General features: G+C 56.2%; 19 protein-coding genes. 14 read left to right on the plus strand and 5 right to left on the minus strand.

Annotated elements, in window-relative coordinates; translation table 11 throughout:
• Positions 1-128: 128 nt before the first annotated feature.
• The 3 genes from sutA to glnK form a co-directional block, all read right to left on the minus strand.
• Positions 129-455 carry a transcriptional regulator SutA gene (sutA, locus tag NPS47_RS05795; RefSeq protein ID WP_274294098.1) on the minus strand — a complete coding sequence of 109 codons (327 nt, stop codon included), beginning with the start codon at positions 453-455 and terminating at the stop codon, positions 129-131.
• A 473-nt stretch (positions 456-928) separates the two neighbouring features.
• The gene (locus tag NPS47_RS05800) at positions 929-2260 is read right to left on the minus strand and encodes an ammonium transporter (RefSeq protein ID WP_038615817.1); all 1332 of its coding nucleotides are present in this window, start codon (positions 2258-2260) and stop codon (positions 929-931) included.
• Positions 2261-2300: 40 nt separating this feature from the next.
• Positions 2301-2639, minus strand: a complete 339-nt coding sequence (glnK, locus tag NPS47_RS05805; protein ID WP_002555808.1) for a P-II family nitrogen regulator — start codon at positions 2637-2639, stop codon at positions 2301-2303.
• A gap of 371 nt (positions 2640-3010) precedes the next feature.
• Between glnK and NPS47_RS05810 the strand changes: the two genes are divergently transcribed.
• A complete protein-coding gene (locus tag NPS47_RS05810; RefSeq protein ID WP_274294099.1) occupies positions 3011-3274 on the plus strand; it encodes an accessory factor UbiK family protein in 264 nt (87 codons plus the stop codon).
• A gap of 120 nt (positions 3275-3394) precedes the next feature.
• On the opposite strand, the gene NPS47_RS05815 is transcribed toward NPS47_RS05810, so the two are convergent.
• Positions 3395-3697, minus strand: a complete 303-nt coding sequence (locus tag NPS47_RS05815) for a DUF3077 domain-containing protein (protein ID WP_274294100.1) — start codon at positions 3695-3697, stop codon at positions 3395-3397.
• A gap of 635 nt (positions 3698-4332) precedes the next feature.
• Here NPS47_RS05815 and NPS47_RS05820 point away from each other — a divergent pair.
• The gene (locus NPS47_RS05820) at positions 4333-4587 is read left to right on the plus strand and encodes a hypothetical protein (protein WP_274294101.1); all 255 of its coding nucleotides are present in this window, start codon (positions 4333-4335) and stop codon (positions 4585-4587) included.
• 448 nt (positions 4588-5035) lie between these two features.
• Here the strand turns inward: NPS47_RS05820 and NPS47_RS05825 are convergent, their stop codons facing one another.
• The gene (locus NPS47_RS05825) at positions 5036-5665 is read right to left on the minus strand and encodes a response regulator transcription factor (RefSeq protein WP_274294102.1); all 630 of its coding nucleotides are present in this window, start codon (positions 5663-5665) and stop codon (positions 5036-5038) included.
• 337 nt (positions 5666-6002) lie between these two features.
• Between NPS47_RS05825 and NPS47_RS05830 the strand changes: the two genes are divergently transcribed.
• From NPS47_RS05830 to NPS47_RS05885, 12 genes are all read left to right on the plus strand, one after another.
• Positions 6003-7205: an EAL domain-containing response regulator gene (locus NPS47_RS05830; protein WP_274294260.1), complete on the plus strand. Its 1203-nt coding sequence runs from the start codon at positions 6003-6005 to the stop codon at positions 7203-7205.
• A 185-nt stretch (positions 7206-7390) separates the two neighbouring features.
• Positions 7391-11023, plus strand: a complete 3633-nt coding sequence (locus tag NPS47_RS05835) for a transporter substrate-binding domain-containing protein (RefSeq protein WP_274294103.1) — start codon at positions 7391-7393, stop codon at positions 11021-11023.
• Between the two features lie 203 nt (positions 11024-11226).
• A complete protein-coding gene (locus NPS47_RS05840) occupies positions 11227-11793 on the plus strand; it encodes a fimbrial protein (RefSeq protein WP_274294104.1) in 567 nt (188 codons plus the stop codon).
• Positions 11794-12079: 286 nt separating this feature from the next.
• Positions 12080-14536, plus strand: a complete 2457-nt coding sequence (locus NPS47_RS05845) for a fimbria/pilus outer membrane usher protein (RefSeq protein ID WP_274294105.1) — start codon at positions 12080-12082, stop codon at positions 14534-14536.
• 14 nt (positions 14537-14550) lie between these two features.
• Positions 14551-15294 carry a fimbrial biogenesis chaperone gene (locus NPS47_RS05850; RefSeq protein ID WP_274294106.1) on the plus strand — a complete coding sequence of 248 codons (744 nt, stop codon included), beginning with the start codon at positions 14551-14553 and terminating at the stop codon, positions 15292-15294.
• A 54-nt stretch (positions 15295-15348) separates the two neighbouring features.
• The gene (locus NPS47_RS05855) at positions 15349-15861 is read left to right on the plus strand and encodes a fimbrial protein (protein ID WP_274294107.1); all 513 of its coding nucleotides are present in this window, start codon (positions 15349-15351) and stop codon (positions 15859-15861) included.
• Positions 15858-16361: a fimbrial protein gene (locus tag NPS47_RS05860; RefSeq protein WP_274294108.1), complete on the plus strand. Its 504-nt coding sequence runs from the start codon at positions 15858-15860 to the stop codon at positions 16359-16361. The genes NPS47_RS05855 and NPS47_RS05860 overlap by 4 nt, the downstream gene beginning before the upstream one ends.
• 15 nt (positions 16362-16376) lie before the next feature.
• A complete protein-coding gene (locus tag NPS47_RS05865; protein ID WP_274294109.1) occupies positions 16377-17210 on the plus strand; it encodes a hypothetical protein in 834 nt (277 codons plus the stop codon).
• 48 nt (positions 17211-17258) lie between these two features.
• A complete protein-coding gene (locus NPS47_RS05870) occupies positions 17259-18512 on the plus strand; it encodes a ferredoxin reductase family protein (protein ID WP_274294110.1) in 1254 nt (417 codons plus the stop codon).
• Between the two features lie 163 nt (positions 18513-18675).
• Positions 18676-19110, plus strand: a complete 435-nt coding sequence (locus tag NPS47_RS05875; RefSeq protein WP_274294111.1) for a DUF1090 domain-containing protein — start codon at positions 18676-18678, stop codon at positions 19108-19110.
• A gap of 285 nt (positions 19111-19395) precedes the next feature.
• A complete protein-coding gene (locus tag NPS47_RS05880) occupies positions 19396-20892 on the plus strand; it encodes a YifB family Mg chelatase-like AAA ATPase (RefSeq protein ID WP_274294112.1) in 1497 nt (498 codons plus the stop codon).
• 140 nt (positions 20893-21032) lie between these two features.
• Positions 21033-21824, plus strand: coding sequence for a winged helix-turn-helix domain-containing protein (locus NPS47_RS05885; RefSeq protein ID WP_274294261.1), 792 nt, complete (start codon positions 21033-21035; stop codon positions 21822-21824).
• Positions 21825-21972 lie beyond the last annotated feature (148 nt).

The following is a 21972-nucleotide window of genomic DNA, read 5'->3' on the forward strand; positions in this document are numbered from 1 at the left end:
GGCGGTTTTCAGCCACATCGCCTCGCGGGGCAAGCCCGCTCCCACAGGCAGATGCTCCAGCAGTATCTGCCTCCCACAGGCACAAAAAAGCCCGCAGCGACGGCGGGCTTTCTTGCTGACGAAACCACTCAGATAGGGCGGCTACCGTACTTGTTGTCCGGCTTCTTGGGCGGATCGGCGACCACGTTGGCCTCCACTTCCTGCACCTTGCCACCACGGGAGAGGAACTCTTCCATGGCTTTGGCCAGGGCATCGCGCTCCTTCTGCTTGGCTTCCATGCTCGGCATCTCGTCTACCGAGACCGCCGCCGACTTGGACTTGCCTTTGGCTACGGGTGCCGGGCTGTCATCACCGCTGTCGTCAGCCACATCATCGGCTGCCGCTTCGAGGCCTTCATCACCATCGTCTTCGTCGCCTACTTCGAGGTCGTCATTTTCCAGATCGTCGTCGCTCATGTTCTACCTCATGACTTGCGAAAAGCACATTAGTTATAGTCCAGCAGCGCCGTAAATCGACAGCCGCCGGAAAAATTCAAAGGGTCGCGGGTTTGCCGCCACCTCGGGTGCGCGCCAGCAACCTGGCGAACACCGTGCAGGTCCCGCTCTTGGCAGGGCCTGACGAAATTAAAGAGCTGCCGATAGTGAATCGTCGGCCTACCCTGGCGTGATCAGCCTGCTCATTGGCAAGCCTAGCAAAGGGTAGCGAAGTTTGCGGACAGCTTGTCAGCTCCCTTCGGCGCGCATTCTAGCGTGCTCAGAGAAAAAGCAAAGTGCCTAACTGGCACTCTGGTCTGTAAGTTTTCTGCCTACGTGCAGCCAGCCGAAAAAGTGGCGGCAAAAGCGCCGAAAGAAACCGTTTGCGTTGCCTGAAACCGACAAACTGCAGGCAAAAAAATGCCCGGCAAGCCGGGCAAGATTTTTCGAGGCCGTTACAGGTTGTAGCCGCGCTCGTTGTGTTGCGCCAGGTCGAGACCGACCGACTCTTCTTCTTCGTTAACCCGCAGGCCCATGACCAGATCCAGCACCTTGAGAATCACGTAGGTGACGATCGCGGTGTAGATCACGGTAAAGCCGACGCCTTTGGCCTGAATCCACACTTGCGCGCCGATGTCTTCAACGGTGCCAAAGCCTCCCAGTGCCGGGGCGGCGAACACGCCAGTAAGGATCGCGCCGACAATACCGCCGATACCGTGCACACCGAAGGCGTCCAGGGAGTCGTCGTAGCCGAGCTTGCGCTTGAGGCTGGTGGCGCAGAAGTAGCAGATCACACCGGCGACCAGGCCGATCACCAGGGCGCCCATCGGGCCGACGGTACCGGCAGCCGGGGTGATCGCCACCAGACCGGCGACTACACCCGAGGCAATGCCCAGAGCGCTTGGCTTACCGTGGGTCAGCCACTCGGCGAACATCCAGCCCAGTGCTGCAGCGGCGGTGGCGATCTGGGTCACCAGCATGGCCATGCCTGCAGTACCGTTGGCGGCAGCGGCGGAGCCTGCGTTGAAACCGAACCAGCCGATCCACAGCATGGCCGCGCCCATCAGGGTGTAACCGAGGTTGTGCGGGGCCATCGGCGTGGTCGGGAAGCCCTTGCGCTTGCCCAGCACCAGGCAGGCGACCAGGCCGGCGATACCGGCGTTGATGTGCACCACCGTGCCGCCGGCGAAGTCGAGTACGCCCCAGTCCCACATCAGGCCACCGTTGCCGCTCCAGACCATGTGGGCAATCGGCGCGTAGACCAGGGTGAACCAGATGGCCATGAAGATCAGCATCGCCGAGAACTTCATCCGCTCGGCAAAGGCACCGACGATCAGCGCCGGGGTGATGATCGCGAAGGTCATCTGGAAAGTGATGAATACCGCCTCGGGGAACAGCGCCGCCGAAGAGGTCAGGCTCGCAGGCGTCACGCCAGCCAGGAAGGCTTTGGACAGGCCGCCGACGAAGGAATTGAAGTTGACTACGCCCTGCTCCATACCGGTGGTATCGAACGCCAGGCTATAGCCGTAAACCACCCACAACACACTGATCAGGCCGGTGATCGCAAAGCACTGCATCATCACCGACAGCACGTTCTTGGAACGCACCATACCGCCGTAGAACAGGGCCAGACCGGGGATGGTCATGAACAGCACCAAGGCGGTGGCAGTCAACATCCAGGCGGTGTCGCCGGAGTTGAGAACGGGGGCTGCCTCCTCTGCCAGGGCCAAGCCGGGCATTACGAGAGGCAAAAGGGCTCCTAGCCCTGCGAACTGACGCAGAGTCATGTTGTTTTCTCCTGGGGCGTTGGGGTTTGGTGAGGCTTTTTTAGATCGCGTCGGTATCGGTTTCGCCGGTACGGATGCGAATCGCCTGCTCCAGATTGACCACGAAAATTTTCCCGTCACCGATCTTGCCGGTGTTGGCCGCCTTGGTGATCGCTTCGATGACCCGGTCCAGATCCTTGTCGTCGATGGCGACGTCGATCTTCACCTTGGGCAGGAAATCAACCACATACTCAGCACCGCGATACAGCTCGGTGTGGCCCTTCTGCCGACCGAAGCCTTTGACTTCAGTGACAGTAATACCCTGCACGCCGATTTCAGACAGCGACTCGCGCACGTCGTCCAACTTGAACGGCTTGATGATGGCAGTGACTAGCTTCATGAAACTCTCTCCCGAATTGGTGGACTTGCCCCAGGAAAACAAACCCGACTCAAGTCTAAGCGCAGCGCCTGGCTTTGTAACGCGTCGTCGACCGAAACCGCTTGATGCTCCGCCTGCACCCCGCTTCGTCACGGTGACTGCATCAGTGCATGGGTCACCAAGGTCTTAGCAGAAACCTTGCCAGATCCGCTAAATCTTCCAATTACAGGCACTTGCGTTGAACGCAGTCAGTTGGCCAGTCGCCAGCAGCGTTTCGCTGCACAATTACGGTGCGCGACGATTCACCGCGATGCGCAAAAAGCGTGCAGCGCAAGGCCGCGAATACTGCGTGCTACACTGGCGCCCCACTTGGATACAGCGGATAGCCGAACATGCTCGCGCCCAAAGCCTTTCTCGATGCCCTGAGCGACCAAGCCTCGCGCCTGTTCGCCGGCGACACTTCGCAACCTCGCGCCGAACTTGAAAGCCAGTTCAAAGCCCTGCTGCAAAGCGGCTTCAGCAAACTGGAACTGGTCAGCCGGGAAGAATTCGACAGCCAGATGGTCGTTCTGGCCCGCACCCGCGCCCGTCTGGAAGCGCTGGAGGCCAAGGTTGCCGAAATGGAAGCGCGCCTGAATCCGCCTGCGGCGGAGTAAATCGGATACCCCCCCGGTGGGAGCGGGCTTGCCCCGCGATTGCGGACGATCAGTCACATCGCATCGCGGGGCAAGCCCGCTCCCACCGCAGATAGTTGCTCCCACCGGAGAGGACGCATTTCAGTCTGGCAAGTGCTGCAACTCGATCCCGTCAAGCAACGCATCGATCAACGCCCGGGCGAACTCCACTGAATGCTGGGTCGACCAGACATAGCTTTTCCCGGGCTCCGCGGTGTATCGCACCGCCTCTTCAATACTGACGCTGGCGCACTTCAGATAGAGCGAAGCGTGCACCAGCGCGTCCTCAGCACTGACACCTGCACATACATTGAACAACGGCGGATGCTCGGGACAGCTGGCGACAGGTCTTTCGATGGTGTGCACAAAGGGCAGGTCGGGTGGATCTGGAACAGGCTTTTTCATCGGGCGACTCCCATGCAGATGGAGCGGCCACCGTTCGCTGCGAAACGAAATGGGTGGCAGCTGTACGCGGGTTCGCAGACCGGGCATAGGAACCGGCGCACCCGAAGGTGCCCCACGCACAGCCGCCATTGACCAGAAATACAGGTGGGGGAAAACCTGTACCAGGGAAATGGAGCTCTGCTTATGCCTCGGACTGCGACATCCGGTCGTTGAATTGGCAACGACTGTCACAGGGTAGGCATGCGCCTGGGCAGGCGCAACAGAGCAGCGGCGCGGGAAGTATGATTCAGAAACGTCTGACAGAAAACCACTACAACCGGTAGGAGCGGCGGTACGGCGACCCGACTTGCCCCGCGATACGATGTGCCTGAATGTCCGCAATCGCGAAGTATGCCTGCTCCTCCGTCACCCTCCGCACCCAAGTAAGAGTGCCTGCACTCGCAGTCAGCGTTAAAGTCCGCCACGTTCAACGACAAAGTCCGAAAGAACAAACCGACAAACTGAACGTTTAATACCAACACCAGCTACAAGCTGAAGTTGTAGCAAGCTTCTGATTATTCAATCACCCGCCACTGCAACATTGAACAGAACCGCACTTGAATGCATCATCATGCAAACACAACCGGATTTAACACATGGACAAAATCAAAATGGATGAAAAATCATGTGACATTCATGATGTAGCCAAATCCGCCGGTGACTTAATATCATTTAGTTACACACTCGGAGCCATGCACTTTAATGACGGCATGATCCAGCTCCAGTTCAATTCCCTTGTCGCCTCTTACGCAGATGACATTGTCAGGGCAGTTGAAGACGGTGCAATAAGCGCATGGCAAGGAATACAGGAAATAAAACAGGAATACTTCGAACTATCTGAAAAAGCGTGAGAATCGCAAAAATAATATACAACGCAAATTTCCGATCAAATTACGCCGCGCAGCCTTTTTCTATAAAAAATAACCCCCAACACAACAATTATTATATAGGTTGCCGCATAAAGAACTTGTAGCTGCCTACCTTCAAAGTTATACGCGACCCTTATTGGCCATGTAATCAGTCCCGTGTATAAAATAGAAGGGCCGAAAACGACACAAGTTAAAGCAACATAATAGCGGACATTTTCTAAATTCATGAATATAAACCATTAAGCACACGCGCCTGGGCTGCTAAGCAACGACAGACGCAGAGTAGACATCCACCTGAACGGGCGCAACAGAGCAGCGGCGTCGGGAGCATAATTCAGAAGCGTCTGACAGAAAACAGCTACAATCCACACAGGGAAAAACCCTAGGGAAAAATCAGACTCGTTCCTCTCTGTACTGCCGACAAAAACATCTAGCTTATAATGTTGTTTCTTTTAGCAAAATCCACCAGTTCCAAAAATGAATCAGCATTGATCTTGTTCAAGATTCTGGACTTGTAAGTACTGATGGTCTTATTGCTTAGCAACATTTTTTCAGCGACCACCTTGTTGCTGTAACCCAGTGCAAGCTGTTGCAGAATGACGATCTCTCTGTCTGTCAGCTTCTTTACCCTGGCTGCATCACCTGCGTCTACTTCCCTTACGGTCGGCGCGTTCAAGGAGCAATTGGGGAAGTAGGTATAACCGTCAAGCAAGGCGGTGATCGCGTTGTTCAAGTTATGGATACTTTCCTCTTTGCTTACAAAGCCATTAGCACCGGCCGCGATACAGCGATTGAGATAGACTTCCACTGGCAGCGAGGTGAACACCAGAATCAATACCGGTTGCGCCTCAGCGCGAATCCGGCTTATTACTTCCAGGCCATCTTGCTTAGGCATACCGATATCGAGGATCACGATGTCCGGCTGGAGACTTCTGATAAGGGCTAGGGCATCCACCCCATTATCGCAGTCTCCCACAATCTCCAAGCCTTGGTTGGTCAATGAAATCTTCAGGGCGGATCGAATGACAGGGTGATCATCGACAATCAGTGCTTTTTTCATATTTCACATCGCTTGCAAAGTATTGGGGCTTCGGTTTACAGCGGAACTGATTAGCGCTCGATGCACTAAGCTAACATTAGGAGCCCATGTACTGAACGACCTAAACCGTAATCCACCTCCACATTAAGAAGTAAAGACCATGATTTGTAAAGTCTCGGATCTTTATCATTCTTATAATCATTCTTGTTTTTTTGTTGAGCAAAAGCGTATTTTTCAGGCAAGGACTTTCCTGATTTCATTGGGAAATTTCCTACAAGATCTGGGGATCTGGCTGAAAGATTTTGTAAGAAATTTCGCTGAAAATTGCCGCCCCCCTACCCTTTTCAGACAACCTGTTATGCCCGGAATCCGCGTATTGATACTTGAGGACCAGCCCTTTCAAAGGCTGGTTGCCGTCTCGGCGCTAAGGAATGCCGAAATCGGTCAGATCTATGAGGCCGCCGACGGCGACGCAGCACTGGCGGCGCTTAAAGAGAGCGGTGGTGTGGACGTAGCGATCTGTGATCTGCACATGCGCGGTATGGATGGCCTGACATTCCTGCACCATGCCAGTCAGAGCGGCCTGTTGCACTCGGTGATTCTCAGCAGCGACCTGGACCCGGTCCTTCGCCAGGCTACGGCTTCGATGATCCTGTCCTTGGGGCTGGAGTTTCTCGGGGATCTGGGCAAGCCTTTCAATCTTGGCAGGGCCAAAGCGTTGCTACAGCGCTACAGGCGCCCGGAGCCACACTCGGCTGCGCCCACAGAGAGCCCCAAGCCCTTGTCCGTGTCGGATATTGTACGAGGCCTGAACAACGGAGAGTTCGAAGCCTATTATCAACCCAAGGTTGATCTGGCAACTGGTCAGCTGCGTGGCGCCGAGGTCCTGGCCCGGTGGAATCACCCGCAACTGGGAATCCTGCCGCCTGCTCGCTTTCTGTCCATCATGGAAGCCAACGAGCTTATTGGACGGCTGTTCTCTGCATTGCTAAGCCAGGGCATTGCCTTGCAGCGCCAGTTGACCCAGCTTTCACAGTCCGTCGAGCTGGCCTTCAACCTGCACGTGTCGCAGCTCGCCTCGGTGGAACTGGTAAAGCAGGTGAGTCAATCCCTGGAGCAATTCCGTTTGCCCGCCAATGGATTGCTGTTTGAAGTGACCGAGTCCGGATTGATACTGGCGCCGGCCAGCAGCCTGGAAACCTTGCTCAGATTGCGGCTGCTGGGATGTGGATTGGCCATGGACGATTTCGGCGCGGGCTATTCCTCACTTGAACGGCTCTGCGAGTTTCCGTTCAGCCAGATCAAGCTGGATGCCTCGTTCGTGCGCAAACTGGATATTCAGCCGCGCAGCCGAGCGATCATCCACGGTGCCGTTACGCTCGCCGATGCCCTTGGCCTGTCGTTGGTGGTCGAGGGGGTCGAAACCCAGGAGCAGGCACAACTGCTGTTGAGTCTGGGATGCACCATGGCCCAAGGCTTCCTATTCGCCCGTCCGATGCCCGCTAAACATTTCGTTTCCTACTGCCTGGATCAAAACTTGAGTCAACCTGCCCCCCTATAATGTGGGCGTGGGAAAGCGATGCAGATACCACACAGCGTTGCCTGTCTGCAGCCTCTGCCCCTCCCGCCTTCATCCCTTGCCTAAACTAGCTTTGTAGCAGTTCCTCGGGCCCAGCCAGGTAATCCCAATTGACTGCTTTGCCTATTTTCAGTCGCTCGCGACATGTTTTGCTGTTGATCTGCCTCGTGTTGTTGAACAGCCTCGCATGGGCCAAAGAGCCCAGCATCAATCACCTGAATCTCAACAGCCGGACAACCGTCGACTCAACCGAAATCGACCTTGAACAGGGTGACTGGCGTTGGCTTCGACAAAAGCATCAGCTGGTGCTGGGCGTATCCGCATCGCGCTTTGCGCCCTATGACATTATCTATAGCACCCATGACTACGAAGGCATCACAGCCGACTACATCGCCTTGATCGGGCGAATGCTGAATATCAAGGTGCAGGTAGTCTCCGTGCCCGACAGGGCTACCGGACTTGCCCTGTTGGCCTCTGGAAAGATCGACCTGCTGGGCAGCTCCAACAGTTTTGAACGGCATAACCCATCGGTGGTGCTGAGCAAGCCTTACGTCGACGATCGGCCAGCGCTGTTCAGCCGCAAGGGCGACGCGCGTAATTTCACCCGTAATCTGAACGGCCTGACCATCGCCATGCCCGTCGACTATCTGCAACTGGCCGAGTTGCAGTCTCGCTTCCCCGGTGCGCATTTCCAGCCGATGAAATCACACCTGGAAGCCATGGCGGCGCTGGCCTTTGGTCATGTCGATCTGTATCTGGGAGACAACCTCTCGGCCTTCAACATGATCAACCAGAGTTTTTTCAACGAAGTCAGTTTCGTGCGCTTTGTTGACCTGGATGTCGCCGGATTCAGCTTCGCCATCAATCAGGACAACCCGCGCTTGCACCGCATCATCGACAAGGTGATCGATACGCTGGGCGTGAATCTGCAACAGTCCATCATCAAACTCTGGACCGGCGGCGATGTGGCCCTGGCAAACGGCAAGCTGGCCCTGACGCCCCAGGAAAATCGCTGGGTACTTCGCCATCCTGTGGTACGCCTGGTAATCAATGACGATCTGGCTCCCGTGGCGTTCTACAACACCGATGGCAACTTCAGCGGCGTAGTCGCCGACCTGCTGGTGATGATTTCGATGCGCACCGGCCTTAATTTCGAAGTGCAACGCAGCGGCAGCTTCACCAGCATCATGCAGGCACTCAAAGACCGTAAGGCCGACCTGGCGATTTTGACTGCCAGCCCCGACCGGGAGGAATTCCTACGCTTTACCCGGCCATTCGCCGCAACCGCTTTCGCGCTGGTGACCAAAGCCGGATCCGACCCGGCGACTGTCGATCTCGCCAGCCTGCAAGGCAAGCGTATGGCCATTGCCGACGGGCATGTGCTGTTCAACAAGATCGCTGAGGAATTTCCCCAGATCCGCATGCTCACCGCGTCCACCACCCTCGACACGCTGAGCATGGTCAATGATGGCGATGCCGATGCCGCACTCCTCAACCTGGCCGTTGCGCGCTACTACGTTTCACGGCTGTATGACCAGGAGCTGAAAGTCGCCAACATCATTGATAACGGCGGCGAGGCATCCGGCAGCTTCGCCATGCGCCGCAGCGAAACCGAACTTCAATCGATAGTGGACAAGGCACTGCAGAGCATTCCACCCGACGAAATGAATGAAATATTCAATCGCTGGCGGGCTAATGCTTCGATGAGCGGGCAGACCTGGCGCGACTATCGCGGGGTCGTTGCCACCGTCGCTGGCGGAGCCCTGCTGCTGGTACTGCTGGCCGTGGGCTGGATCCTTCATCTGCGTCGCCAGATCAACAACCGTATCGCTGCCGACCAGGCATTGAATGAACAATTCACGGTCATCCAGACCCTCACCGACGGCATGCCCCACCCTGTGTATGTGCGCGATCGTGAAGGTCGCATGCTGTCGTGCAACCTCAGCTATTTGCAGGCCACAGGACTGTCCCGGGACCAGGTGCTGGGCAAGACCGTCGAGCAGATCATCGATGGCTATAGCGCATCGATTCCCGATCTGCACGGTAGTTACCTGACCGCCATGGACGAAGATCGCACCCTCCGGGGCTGCTGTGCCGTCGAGCTGAACGGGAAAACGTTATGGATCGATCACTGGATTCAACCCTTCCACGACGCCCTCGGAGCGGTCATAGGCGTGAACTGTGGCTGGCTGGACATCACTGAACCTCACCGGATGATGGAAGAACTGGAAGTTGCGAAGAACATCGCCGACGAAGCCAGTCGGACCAAAACCACTTTCCTGGCCTCCATGAGCCATGAAATCCGCACGCCGATGAACGCGGTGATCGGCATTCTGGAACTGGTGCTCATGCGTGGCGAGCGAGGTACGTTCGACAAGGCGAGCATCGAGATTGCCTATTCATCGGCCAAGAGTCTGCTAGGGCTGATTGGCGACATTCTCGATATTGCCCGCATCGAGTCCGGACGCTTGAGCCTGTCGCCGAAACGGACCAACCTGCGGGAGTTGATGGAGTCGGTGGTACTGGTCTTCGAGAGCTTGTCGCTGCAGAAGGGCCTGGATCTGCAACTGGATATCGACTCCAGCACCGATTGCGACGTGTGGATTGATCCGCTGCGCTTCAAGCAAGTGCTTTCCAACCTGCTTAGCAATGCCATCAAGTTCACCGACGAAGGCAGCGTCAAAGTACAACTCCGAGGGGAAGTCATCGAGCAGGGGCGCATGAGTGTGTACCTGCTGATCGAAGACACCGGGATCGGTATCTCCGCCGAGGACCAGAGAAAGCTGTTCAAGCCATTTTCCCAGGCTGCCGACGGTGTCCGTAAAGGCCAGGATGGCGCAGGTCTCGGGTTGTCGATCAGCCGTTCTCTGTGTGAACTCATGGGCGGGCGGCTGGCCATGACCAGCACCCGTGGCAAAGGCACCCAGGTCCAGGTCGAGCTGCTGCTCAACATCCTTGAGCCGGTCGAGACCCCTGCGGTGGAAAGCGGCAGGTCGCCGTCAGAAATCCTGCAGTCCTGGAACGTGCTGGTGGTGGATGACCATGCCGTCAACCGAGAAGTCCTGCGCCAGCAGATGAACTTCCTCGGTCATAGCGTGACGGAGGCCGACAACGGCTCGATGGCGCTGGACAAGTGGCGCAAGGGCGACTTCGACGTCGTGCTCACCGACTGCCACATGCCCTTGCTCAGCGGACCGGAACTGGCCATGGCGATTCGTCAGGAGGAGCGCGAGCAGCAGCGCCCGGCCTGTGTCATCGTCGGCCTTACCGCCGATGCTCAGCCCGAAGAACTGGAGCGTTGTATCCAGGCCGGCATGAACGATTGCCTGATCAAGCCTGTGGGCCTGGACCTGCTCGCGGAACGCATCGCCAGCATTCACCAAGTCGTTCGCCAGCATGCTGATAACCCGGCCGTCTTCACCCCACAACCGGTGTCGCAGTTCGACGAGAACGTGCTCTTTGATCTGGCGCCTCTGGCAGAGGTTACTAACGGCGACCCGAAGCTGATGAAGCATCTTGTCGATGAGCTGGTAACCAGCAATCGCAAGGACCTGGAGGAGCTGATCCAGATGGTCGAGGATCTGGATAGCGCGGGGTTGTCGGAGCTTGGACACCGCTTGAAAGGCGCGGCGCGAGTGGTGACGGCCAACCGGTTGATCACCTGCTGCGTGCGGCTGGAGCAGGTTTGCACCCACAAGGAGTTGTCTTACCCGGTGCTGCTGGAAGCCAGTGATGGCGTGGAACAAGCGATTTTTGAACTGGAACAAGCGTTGACCCACCTGGACATCGAGGGCACCTGAGCGTGCCTACGCTGCCTGATTACTGGCGTCGCATATCATGAGGATTACATACCGGCTTGTAGGAAATGCCTTACTAGATTGTAGGCACAGCCCTCTTAGCTGGCATTTTTCAAAAACTTAATATGGTGGCCCATGCGTTCACGTCCCTCTATCCAAGAGATTTTGTGTGACGCATAGACCCTCGGTTCAATTAAGGATGAAAGATGAATTTTAAGAAAGCCCCCTTGGCACTCCTGACTGCATTTGTATTGGCCAGTGGCGCAGCGTATGCCGCTGAAGAGCCGGTTGAGCCGCCAGCAGCAACTGGCAAAGCCGGTGGCTCTGGTAAAGTCAACTTTATCGGTAGCATCATTGACGCTCCATGCTCGCTGGATGCAGCAAGCAAGGACCAGACTGTTCGCATGGACGAAATCTCCAACAAAACCCTGGCAAACCAGGGCGAATCGTCAATGCAGAGCTTCAACATTGAGCTCAAGCAGTGCGACATCAGCAAACTGAAGAAGGTCAAGGTCACCTTCGGTGGTGACGCTGACATGACTGACCCAACCCTTCTGGGTATCGCAGGTTCGGCCAAAGGCGCAGGCATTGCCCTGACCAACGGCTCCGGCGCTCAGGTCAAGCTGGGTGAAGCTTCTGCCGCCCGTACCCTGCTGGAAGGCAACAACACCCTGGCATTCGGCGCGTTCCTGCGTGGTACCACCGCTAAAGACGTAGCGGTTACCCCGGGCGAATTCACCGCCACTGCCAACTTCATGCTGGCTTACGAATAAAGTAACCGCCGAGAGCGTGCACTCTCCAAGGTTGTGAGTTCAATTAATATCGAGACTTTACAGTCTCGATATTAATAAGCCTTTCAAGTTAGCCGCATCGGCAGACTGTAAAAGTTCCTAACAACTTCTATTCACATGCCGAGCATTCGCGCCGGCCGTGACTCGGATAGTTCGTCCTGAATTTCCGCACTTTAACGTTGCCGCGTGCCACGCATGAAGTGTTTTTTATTTGACGCCGTTTGACTGAATAAACAGTCGATAACTTCCATTTTTTATTTGAATTTATATGACTGCAGGCAAGATCACTCTTTCGCTGGGGGTACTGATCAGTTCACTGGCAATGCCGCTGGCGTCCGTGGCCGTCGACTTCAACCTCGATGTCATGGATGTGGACGAGCGCAGCAGCATCGACCTCAGCCGTTTCAAAACGGCGAACTACGTCATGCCGGGGGAGTACCTGATGAGTATTCAGGTCAATGATCGAAAACTCGCAGAACGCAGCCTGCATTTCTATGCCACAGACCCGGACGCCACCACCACTCGGGTTTGTGTGCCCATGGCCCAGGCGCACAGCCTGGGCCTGAAAGAAGAGGTCCTGAAAAAGCTGGCCAGCTGGCATGGCGAGGACAACTGTGCGGATCTGGAAAGTATCCAAGGCTTGCGGCTAACGCCCGACATGGAGCACAGCGTGCTGCGCCTGAGCGTTCCCCAGGCCTGGATGGAATACCGCGATCCTAACTGGAGCCCGATCAGCGAATGGGATGAAGGCATCCCCGGTTTCATCCTCGACTACAGCCTTAACTCCTCTGTCAGCCAATACAGCGGCGCCGGCACCAATCGCCAGCTCAGCGGCAACGGCACCATGGGCTTCAACATGGGCGCATGGCGCCTGCGCGGCGACTTTCAAGGCAGCAGCTCCCAGGCCCGTAGCTACAAGACTCAGGACTTTTCCTGGGCCAACTTCTATGCCTATCGCCCCCTGCCACGGCAAGGGGCAAAGCTGATGGTCGGCGAAGTCAACCTCGACTCGAAACTGTTCGACTCCTTCCGCTACCAGGGCATCAACCTGGCCACCGACGATCAAATGCTGCCGCCGAGCCTGCGCGGCTATGCCCCGGAAGTGGTGGGCGTGGCCAAGGGTAACGCCAAGGTTACGGTGCGCCAGGACAATCGCGTGCTCTATGAAACCACGGTGCCACCAGGGCCCTTCCGCATTCGCGACATCAATAGCGCGGTCAGCGGCAAGCTGGACATCGAGATCAGCGAAGATGATGGCACCACCAAGACCTACCAGACCGAAACGGCCAACGTCCCTTACCTGAGTCGGCCGGGATATTTTCGCTACAACGTGACACTGGGCCGGCCGTCCACCTCTGACCGGGAAACCTCCGGCCCGACCTTTGCCGCTGCCGAGATGTCCTGGGGCATGAACAGCGACTGGTCGCTGTTCGGTGGCAGCCTGCTGACCCAGGACTACACCGCAGTCGCCGGCGGTGTTGGCCGCAACCTCCATGAGTTAGGCGTGGTGTCTGTGGACGTCACCCACACCCGTGCCGATGTCCCCGATCGCGGAGAACTGCGCGGCAGCTCCCTGCGCCTGAACTACGCGAAGCGCTTTGATGAATACGACAGCGAACTCAACTTTGCCGGGTATCGCTTCTCTCAGCGCCAGTTCATGACCATGGATGACTTTCTTAACGCGCGTAATTATGACGGCGTCCAGCGCAACAGCAAAACCGCCTATACCCTGCTGGCTACCAAGTCGTTCCGCGACCTGGGTTTCAGCACCCACCTGTCCTACACCCATGAGGATTACTGGGATCAGAGCTCTGCGGAAAACATCAGCGCCTACTTGAGCCGCTACTTCGATGTGGGCAGGTTCAAAGGCCTGTCCATGACCCTGTCGTTGAATCGGACCCGTAATGACTGGGAATCAGACAATAGCCTGTCGCTCTCACTGACCCTGCCCTTTGGTGATGGCCAGCGCATTGGCTACGACGCCTATGCCCATAAAGGCGGGGTGCGTCACGGCGCCAGCTATTCGAATTACGAGCCAAGTCGCAATTATCAGATCCGCGCCAACACCGGGCTCGACGGTGATGGTATCCAGGGTTACTACAGCCAGCATACCGCTCAGGCCGACTACAGCCTCAACGGCAGTTACCGCGAAAATGGCAGCCAGAGTGTCGGCCTGTCCGTGCGCGGGGGCGCTACCGTCACCGCCAAAGGCGCGGCCTTGCACCCACCTGCGCTCAACGGCGGCACGCGGATCATGCTCGACACCGACGGTGTTGCCGGGGTGCCGCTGCAAAATGGTGAAACCCGCACCAACGCCATGGGGGTGGCAGTACTGCCGACCTTCAACAGCTATTACCGTACCAATGTTCAGATCGACCTCAATCGCCTGCCCGATGACATGGACGCGAGTAAATCGGTCACCGAAGCCACCTTGACTGAAGGCGCCATTGGTTATCGCAAACTCACCGTGATTCAGGGCAAGAAGGCACTGGTTACCCTGCAACTGCCGGATGGTTCATACCCACCTTTCGGTGCAAGCCTGCTCGATGCATCCGGGCGTGAAGTCGCGATTGTCGCCGACAGTGGCTTCGCCTATCTCACCGGTATCAATACCAACTCCGAGTTCCAAGTGGCCTGGGGCCGCAATAAACGCTGCAACCTCAAACTGCCCGACAACCTGCAGTCGGAGCAGCGCTACACCCTGCTCTGCCAACCCCAATCCTGACTTGAGGATCTTATATGCTGATCAATACGCAGTTCTTCAAATACCTGGCAGTCGCCGGATGTTTAATCGCCCCCGGACTCGCGCCTCAAGCAGCGGTTTCGCTGGACCGTACCCGGGTCATTTTCAACGGCGAAAACAAATCGTTGAGTCTCAGTATCCGTAACGACAACAAAGAGTTGCCTTACCTGGCTCAGTCGTGGATCGAGAACGACCAGCAAAAAAAAATAACAGGGCCGCTGATCGTCCTGCCGCCTTTGCAACGGCTGGAACCGACCTCCGGTGGGCAGGTAAAAATATTGAAGTCGGCCGAAGTCGAGCAGTTGCCAAAAGACCGTGAATCACTGTTTTACTTCAACCTGCGTGAAGTCCCCCCGCGTGCGGAAGCCAGCAACTCCATGCAGATCGCGCTACAGACAAAAGTCAAACTCTTCTATCGCCCGGCGAACATCGTCCCGGAACGCGGCGATATCTGGCAAGAGCGATTGACGGTGAAGAAAAACGCACGGGGTTTCACTCTTGAGAACCCGACGCCCTACTACATCACCATCAACGAGATCGTGGATGCCTCGAACACCCGTGGCGAGACAGACTTCAATCCGGTCATGCTTGCACCCTTCTCCGCTCAGGAGGTTGTTCCCGACGGCAAGGTCACTCAGCCGGTCCTGACCTACATCAATGACTTCGGCGGCTATCACCAACTCAAGTACCGCTGTGACACCAGCGCCTGCCAGTTAAACAAAGAGGCAAAGAAGTCCTGATCGGACAAATGAATAACGTGTTCATTCACCGTGCTGAGTTCTCAGGTTGACGCAATGAAAAAAATACTCATGGGGTTGGGCGTATTAAGTGCTCTGCTGCTGCCTGGCAGCGTTGTCATCGCCGATGAAATACGCTTGAACTTTTCAGGGAACCTGATTGTGCCAACCTGCGAACTCACCGTGGACAATCCGGAGCAGACGGTAAAGTTCGATGACTACAGCAAGAAGGACTTGATGGCGACCGGCAAGAGCCCGGCCATGCCGTTTTACATTACGGTCAAAACCTGCGCATCCGCGAGCAAGGTCAATATCATCTTCAAAGGCATGGAGGACGCGCTGGTCAGCGGTGCATTAGCCGTCAGTGGTGCGGCTTCCGGAATCGCCGTCGGCCTGGAAACATCGGCGGACGAGCGCATCAAGCTCAACAGAGACACCCTGAGTTTCAACCTTTCCGGAGGCGTTGAGGATCGGTTGTCGTTCAAGGCTTACGTGCTCAAGCAGCCGAATAGCACCGTCGAGGCAGGAAGTTTTTCTGCAGTCGCAAACTTCGAGTTGTCCTACCCATGACGCCAATCATCCAACTAAAGCATCTCGTTACGCCGGTCATTGCTCTCGCCTTGGGCCTGGCAGCGGACAGCTGCTTGGCCGGGACAGAGACAGCGACAGCGTACATTTCCGGCAGCATCACCCAGCCCGGATGCAAATTCAACCTAGGCAATTCACTCGATGTGAAGTTCACCGATGTCGATGTCTCGAAAATCGCCACGGGCGAGTACAGCGTACCCATTGATCTAAGCGTTACGTGTGGAAACCAGGCGACTGCATTCTCATTGATATTGATCGGCACGGCCGGTTACAGCCCGGACGTGATAAACACCGGCATCGAGGGCCTGGGAATAAAATTGGTCAGTGAGCGCCTGGGGACTGTCTGGAAAGTCAACACAGGCATTCGTACATCTGCCGACAGCAACAATAACATCATTGCTACTTTAACCGCCCTTCCCGGCACCAAATTTCAAGGCGGTAACTTTTCAACTAGCGTAAATATTTCCGCACATTACGACTAGCAAAATAGCGCACGATTGCGCAATGCCAAACAGCAGCGAGTTGCCCAGATGAAATATATATCAATATTATTGTTTTTGATATTTTCCGCTCCAGCCGCCGGAACGCTTTACATAAAAAAAGATCCTGGCTCAGGTACCTATAGCATGTTTGGTGACATGGATCACGTGGGGTTGTCGGAAGTGACTAAATCCCAATTGCCAGCACGCATGTCGGCCGAGTGGCCCACAAAAAATGGGGTTTGGATCGTAGTGGCTTATGTGGGAGTTGCGACGCAACCGCCCATCTATCTCGGCCCAAACCCATTACCTAACGATGATGTAAATGCGGTTATAGGCCAACTCGTTAATAGTCAGCTTGTCAGCGGCGTGCCTTTGCCATTGGTAAACAAAGAAAAAATTACTTTGATTTTTATGGCCTGCAACTATAAAACCAACAGTACTTGGATTCAATGCAAATTGGCCAATACCGAGGCAGGGCAGATCGTACTTCCACCGCCAGAGGAGCTGGAGGAAACAACAAGCTGCAGTATCTTCGGTTCCATTGACTTGCGTCATGACAACCTGACGCCAGAGACCGTTGTTAACAACAGTGCCGACGCTATGGCTTTTGTAACCTGTAACACTAACGCTAAAGTGAGCCTGTCGATTGAAGGGATGGTGCCGCTCAAAGGCGTAACCGGCTTGTTTTCACAGTTAACTGTAGGTGATGCGCGCGTCGGCGAGCCTTACAGCTTCATGGCCAACACTGCTTATACCCCGGTGATGTTTAAATCGGTACTTAAAGCTATCGGCACCGTGACCCCTGGTGACTTCAGCGGCACTGCCAAAGTGGAGCTTACCTTTCCCTGATCGACGAGCTGGACTTCTTCTTTCGAATTTACAACAGGAGTATTCGAGTTGAGAACTGCGCATTGTATATTGGGCATTTTGCTGATAACGACACTAACGCTATTAACCGAAATACCTGTCGATACCTGGCTGACGTCCGCAACCCTTAGCCTGGTACTGGGCACCAGCGCACTGGCTTACATGGCCGTTTCCTGCTTGTTGGCCAGTCGCTGGGGTGTAGTCGAGAGCCTGTTTGGCGGCCTGGATCGCGTCTATGAGACGCACAAATGGCTCGGTGTATGGGCGCTCGTGTTTGCCACCTACCACTTTGTATTCAAGGGCAATCTGGAGGCCTGGAACAGCGCGTCGATTCTCGAGCTGCCCAGATACTGGACGCGGCTGGTACGCCAGTTGAGCTATGCCGCACTGGTCATGATCGTACTACTGGCGCTGAACCGCCACATTCCTTACAGCGTATGGCGGTGGTGGCACAAGCTTTCCGGCCCACTGTTCCTGCTCGTGATATTGCACTGGCTCAGCTTCAAATCACCGATCACCCTGCTCGGTCCTACGGGTATCTGGTTGACACTGCTTTGCACATTGGGCGTGATCGCCGCGCTCTACAAACTGCTTGTCTACCCGTTCGTTGCCCGTACCGGCGATTATCGGGTGACCGCGGTGAACAAAGTCAAAGATGCAGTCCATCTGACATTGGCGCCGATCCACAAGGGCTTTGACTTCAATGCCGGACAGTTCGCATTTCTGGCGATGCAGCAAAAGGGCCTGCGCGAGCCGCACCCTTTCACCATCGCTAGCGCCAATGGGGCTGATGGGCAGATTGCGTTCATGATCAAAGGGCTGGGGGATTACACCAAAAAGCTGTGCGAGTGCGTCAAGGTCGGCATGGGCGCCACGCTGTACGCTCCCTATGGACGTTTTAAACGCATCGCTCACGCCGAACGGGAAATCTGGATTGGCGCAGGGGTTGGTATTTCGCCCTTCATTTCCTGGCTGCAAGACCCTGACGCCAAAGACTTCGAAAAAGCGACGTTGGTTTATTGCTTCAACCCCTCACGCGCCTTCCCTGCGCCCGAGGAGTTACAAGCCATGGCCCAGGCGCGCGGGGCACAATTCGTTGCTAACCCGGGTGGTATCGAACAGTTGACCGAAACATTGCGCCAAGCGGTGGCTCAAACTAACCCGAACAGCATTCACGTCAGTTTTTGCGGCCCTAAAGGTTTACTCGCCACCGTGCAGGAGTTGATGGAACTGAACCGGATTCCGAAAGCCAACCTGCACTTCGAACTCTTTGATTTCCGTTGACGCCGGGATGAACAAGTAGAAAGCAAAATGCTCTTGATGTTCATCCATCAGGGGCTTTTGTCAAAACTGAAACAGCCTGATCAGCCCCTGCACCCGCTCCACAGTAAACGGCCTTGGATGGGACAATTTCCCTATGTTTGAGTTTTATTTAAGGACTTCAATTATGAAAAAGCTGAACATCTCTGTATTTCCATTAGTACTCACCTTGGGGGCGGTATTCTCTACTCCAGCCTCTGCTGATTGCGCACATAAACGTGCTGCCCTTGAATATCAGATCCTGCAAGCGGAGAAGTACGGAAATATCCACCGCGTGGCAGGACTGAAAAGGGCGCTGAGTAAAACAAACGCCTATTGTGTCGACCACAGCTACGTCAGACCGATCACGAGCGTGGAAAAGAAAGTAGTGAAACTCGAAAGCAAACTGGACGATAAACTGGACGACGTGCTAGAAGCTCAGGCCAAACTGCGCGAAGCTCAAGCCACGGGCAGCCCCAAAAAGATTGCCAAGGCTAGAATCAAACTGCAGGAAAAGCAGGATGACTTGAATGAAATAGCGGCCGAACTGCGAGAGGCACAAACGATGGCGGTTGGAAGTTGATGGGCTTAGCTTTGCACTTTTCCAAGAAGCCACCCACAGGTTCTTTGTGATACTACAGAAGCGTCTGACAGAAAACAGTTACAGGCAAATCATTACCCGGTGGGAGCGGGCTTGCCCCGCGATGCGATGAGACTGACAGACCGCAATCGCGGGGCAAGCCCGCTCCCACCGACTGTTGCCCTTAGCCTGTAAAAACCAGACTCACTCTTTCCAGCCTTGACCCTCCTCGCCCCACTATCTTTGTTAAGCCGCAGGACGCGGCCCCGCATCGATCATGGAGTGTTCATGTCCCTCGCCCTTGTCCACAGCCGCGCCCAGGTCGGTGTATCGGCCCCGGCTGTCAGTGTCGAAGCCCATCTGGCCAACGGCCTGCCGGCGCTAACCCTGGTCGGCTTGCCTGAAGCGACCGTCAAGGAAAGCAAAGACCGCGTGCGCAGCGCGATCCTCAATTCCGGCCTGGAGTTTCCGGCCCGACGCATCACCCTTAACCTTGCGCCAGCGGACTTGCCCAAAGACGGCGGACGCTTCGATCTGGCGATTGCCTTGGGAATTCTTGCCGCCAATGGCCAGTTCCCGGTCACTGCGCTGGGCGAATTGGAATGCCTCGGCGAACTGGCCCTCTCCGGCGCCATACGCCCGGTACAAGGCGTGCTGCCGGCAGCGTTGGCAGCCCGCGCTGCCGGACGGGCGCTGGTAGTGCCTGAGGAGAATGCCGAAGAAGCCTGCCTGGCATCAGGCCTGGTGGTGTTCGCCGTTGGGCACCTGCTGGAGTTGGTAGCCCACCTCAACGGGCAGGAACCGCTCAACCCCTACGCTGCCAACGGCTTGTTGCTGCAGGTTCGCCCGTACCCGGACCTCAATGAAGTCCAGGGCCAGCAAGCCGCCAAACGCGCACTTCTGGTCGCGGCTGCCGGGGCGCACAACCTGCTGTTCAGCGGCCCGCCGGGCACCGGCAAAACCCTGCTCGCCAGCCGTCTGCCCGGCCTCTTGCCGCCGCTGGATGAACGCGAGGCCCTGGAGGTAGCGGCGATTCAATCGGTAGCTAGCCATGTGCCGCTCAGTAGCTGGCCGCAGCGACCGTTCAGGCATCCTCATCACTCGGCGTCGGGGGCAGCACTGGTGGGGGGTGGCAGCCGCCCGCAACCCGGCGAGATCACCCTCGCCCATCACGGCGTGCTGTTTCTCGATGAATTGCCGGAATTTGAACGGCGGGTGCTGGAGGTGCTGCGCGAGCCTCTGGAGTCCGGTGAAATCGTCATTGCCCGGGCCAAGGACAAGATCCGCTTTCCGGCGCGCTTCCAGCTGGTCGCGGCGATGAACCCCTGCCCCTGTGGCTATCTCGGCGACCCCAGCGGGCGCTGCCGTTGTGGCAGCGATCAGATCCAGCGCTACCGCAACAAACTCTCCGGCCCGTTGCTCGACCGCATCGACCTGCACCTGACCGTTGCCCGCGAGGCCACGGCGTTGTCTCCGGTGACTGGCAATGGCGAAAGCAGCGCCAGCATCGCGGCGCAGGTCGCCAGCGCTCGGGAGCTGCAGCAACAGCGCCAGGGTTGCGCCAACGCTTTTCTCGACCTGCCGGGCCTGCGCCAGCATTGCGCATTGTCCTCAGCCGACCAGCACTGGCTGGAAAGCGCCTGCGAACGCCTCTGCCTGTCGCTGCGCGCCGCACATCGCCTGCTGAAGGTAGCCCGTACCCTGGCGGATCTTGAGCAAGCCACGCTTATTGACCGCCCGCATCTTGCCGAAGCACTGCAGTACCGACCGACAACTACGGCGTGAGTGATTATTTCAACATTGAAATATATACTTCCCGATATTTTATTAACCCACCCAGACAATAGCAAGCGCCCTTCATCGACTTGCTTCGCTGATAACGACCACTATAATAGTGAGGAATTTCACAACGCGCGTAATGCTTGATGATCTACAATTTTCGACTTAAAAACAGCGACCTTGTGGAGTTTAATGCCGAGCACTGCAAGATTATTATCAGCAAAAACCAAGGTGCGCCAGAGGAATTAACACTGGCGCGCGCAGAGTCGCGAATACTCGAACTTCTGCTGATGGAACCCGGCGCGATCTGTTCGCGTGAGGCGATTCTGGAGTTCGCCTGGGATGACCGCGTCGTCTCGGCAGGCAGCCTCAACCAATCCATTTTCATGCTCAGAAACATCCTCGGCGATGGCAAGGATCACGAAATCGTGATCACCGTGCCGCGACGCGGCTACCGCTTCAACAGCGACCAGGTGGTCGCCCACTCCGAGGCTGCAGCAGCGCCTGCAGAGGCGCCCCAGGAAACAAGTACGCCAAATACGGCCGTGCCTACAGCCTTGCCTGACAGCAAGCCAGGCATGGGGACGGCTGTGCGCCTCGGCTACCTGGCTGCGGCGGTATTGGCTGGCTTGTCCATCTGGCGCCTGGTTGCCTGGTATGAACCCGTCAGTGAGTTGCATATTGCAGTTATCCAGCAAGGTGAACTTTCAATTTCAGCCGTTGGCAAAAGCGCGCAAGATGCAAACAAGCTCAAGGCGGATGTAACAAGTTTAAATCTTCCTACTGAAAATATTAAAGGCCAGGTTTTCATAAGCCGCAAGGGATCGCGCATGAACATGTCCTGTGTCCGCACAACAGGACGTACTTACAACTTCGAATTTCAGCAGCAGGATGAGCAGCTCATCAATATGCTTAAACACTGTGTGGGCGAACAATGAAAAACAATCGAACCGCATGGCACCACTGGTTGATAATTACCGTTATCGCCCTGGCCTCTCTGGTAGCGCTTTTGATCACACTTCCGCGCCCCTATATTAATAGCCAGCCTTATCGAACAGAGGGCCGAAACTTCATAGAGCACGACGT

The sequence above is a fragment of the Pseudomonas putida genome, assembly GCF_028682475.1.
Lineage (GTDB): Bacteria > Pseudomonadota > Gammaproteobacteria > Pseudomonadales > Pseudomonadaceae > Aquipseudomonas > Aquipseudomonas putida_AG.

What these genes read in the sequence shown, in the direction of transcription:
- sutA (WP_274294098.1), bottom strand. Translation starts at nt 455, where the DNA reads ATGAGCGACGACGATCTGGAAAATGACGACCTCGAAGTAGGCGACGAA.
- NPS47_RS05800 (WP_038615817.1), bottom strand. Translation starts at nt 2,260, where the DNA reads ATGACTCTGCGTCAGTTCGCAGGGCTAGGAGCCCTTTTGCCTCTCGTA.
- glnK (WP_002555808.1), bottom strand. Translation starts at nt 2,639, where the DNA reads ATGAAGCTAGTCACTGCCATCATCAAGCCGTTCAAGTTGGACGACGTG.
- NPS47_RS05810 (WP_274294099.1), top strand. Translation starts at nt 3,011, where the DNA reads ATGCTCGCGCCCAAAGCCTTTCTCGATGCCCTGAGCGACCAAGCCTCG.
- NPS47_RS05815 (WP_274294100.1), bottom strand. Translation starts at nt 3,697, where the DNA reads ATGAAAAAGCCTGTTCCAGATCCACCCGACCTGCCCTTTGTGCACACC.
- NPS47_RS05820 (WP_274294101.1), top strand. Translation starts at nt 4,333, where the DNA reads ATGGACAAAATCAAAATGGATGAAAAATCATGTGACATTCATGATGTA.
- NPS47_RS05825 (WP_274294102.1), bottom strand. Translation starts at nt 5,665, where the DNA reads ATGAAAAAAGCACTGATTGTCGATGATCACCCTGTCATTCGATCCGCC.
- NPS47_RS05830 (WP_274294260.1), top strand. Translation starts at nt 6,003, where the DNA reads ATGCCCGGAATCCGCGTATTGATACTTGAGGACCAGCCCTTTCAAAGG.
- NPS47_RS05840 (WP_274294104.1), top strand. Translation starts at nt 11,227, where the DNA reads ATGAATTTTAAGAAAGCCCCCTTGGCACTCCTGACTGCATTTGTATTG.
- NPS47_RS05845 (WP_274294105.1), top strand. Translation starts at nt 12,080, where the DNA reads ATGACTGCAGGCAAGATCACTCTTTCGCTGGGGGTACTGATCAGTTCA.
- NPS47_RS05850 (WP_274294106.1), top strand. Translation starts at nt 14,551, where the DNA reads ATGCTGATCAATACGCAGTTCTTCAAATACCTGGCAGTCGCCGGATGT.
- NPS47_RS05855 (WP_274294107.1), top strand. Translation starts at nt 15,349, where the DNA reads ATGAAAAAAATACTCATGGGGTTGGGCGTATTAAGTGCTCTGCTGCTG.
- NPS47_RS05860 (WP_274294108.1), top strand. Translation starts at nt 15,858, where the DNA reads ATGACGCCAATCATCCAACTAAAGCATCTCGTTACGCCGGTCATTGCT.
- NPS47_RS05875 (WP_274294111.1), top strand. Translation starts at nt 18,676, where the DNA reads ATGAAAAAGCTGAACATCTCTGTATTTCCATTAGTACTCACCTTGGGG.
- NPS47_RS05880 (WP_274294112.1), top strand. Translation starts at nt 19,396, where the DNA reads ATGTCCCTCGCCCTTGTCCACAGCCGCGCCCAGGTCGGTGTATCGGCC.
- NPS47_RS05885 (WP_274294261.1), top strand. Translation starts at nt 21,033, where the DNA reads ATGATCTACAATTTTCGACTTAAAAACAGCGACCTTGTGGAGTTTAAT.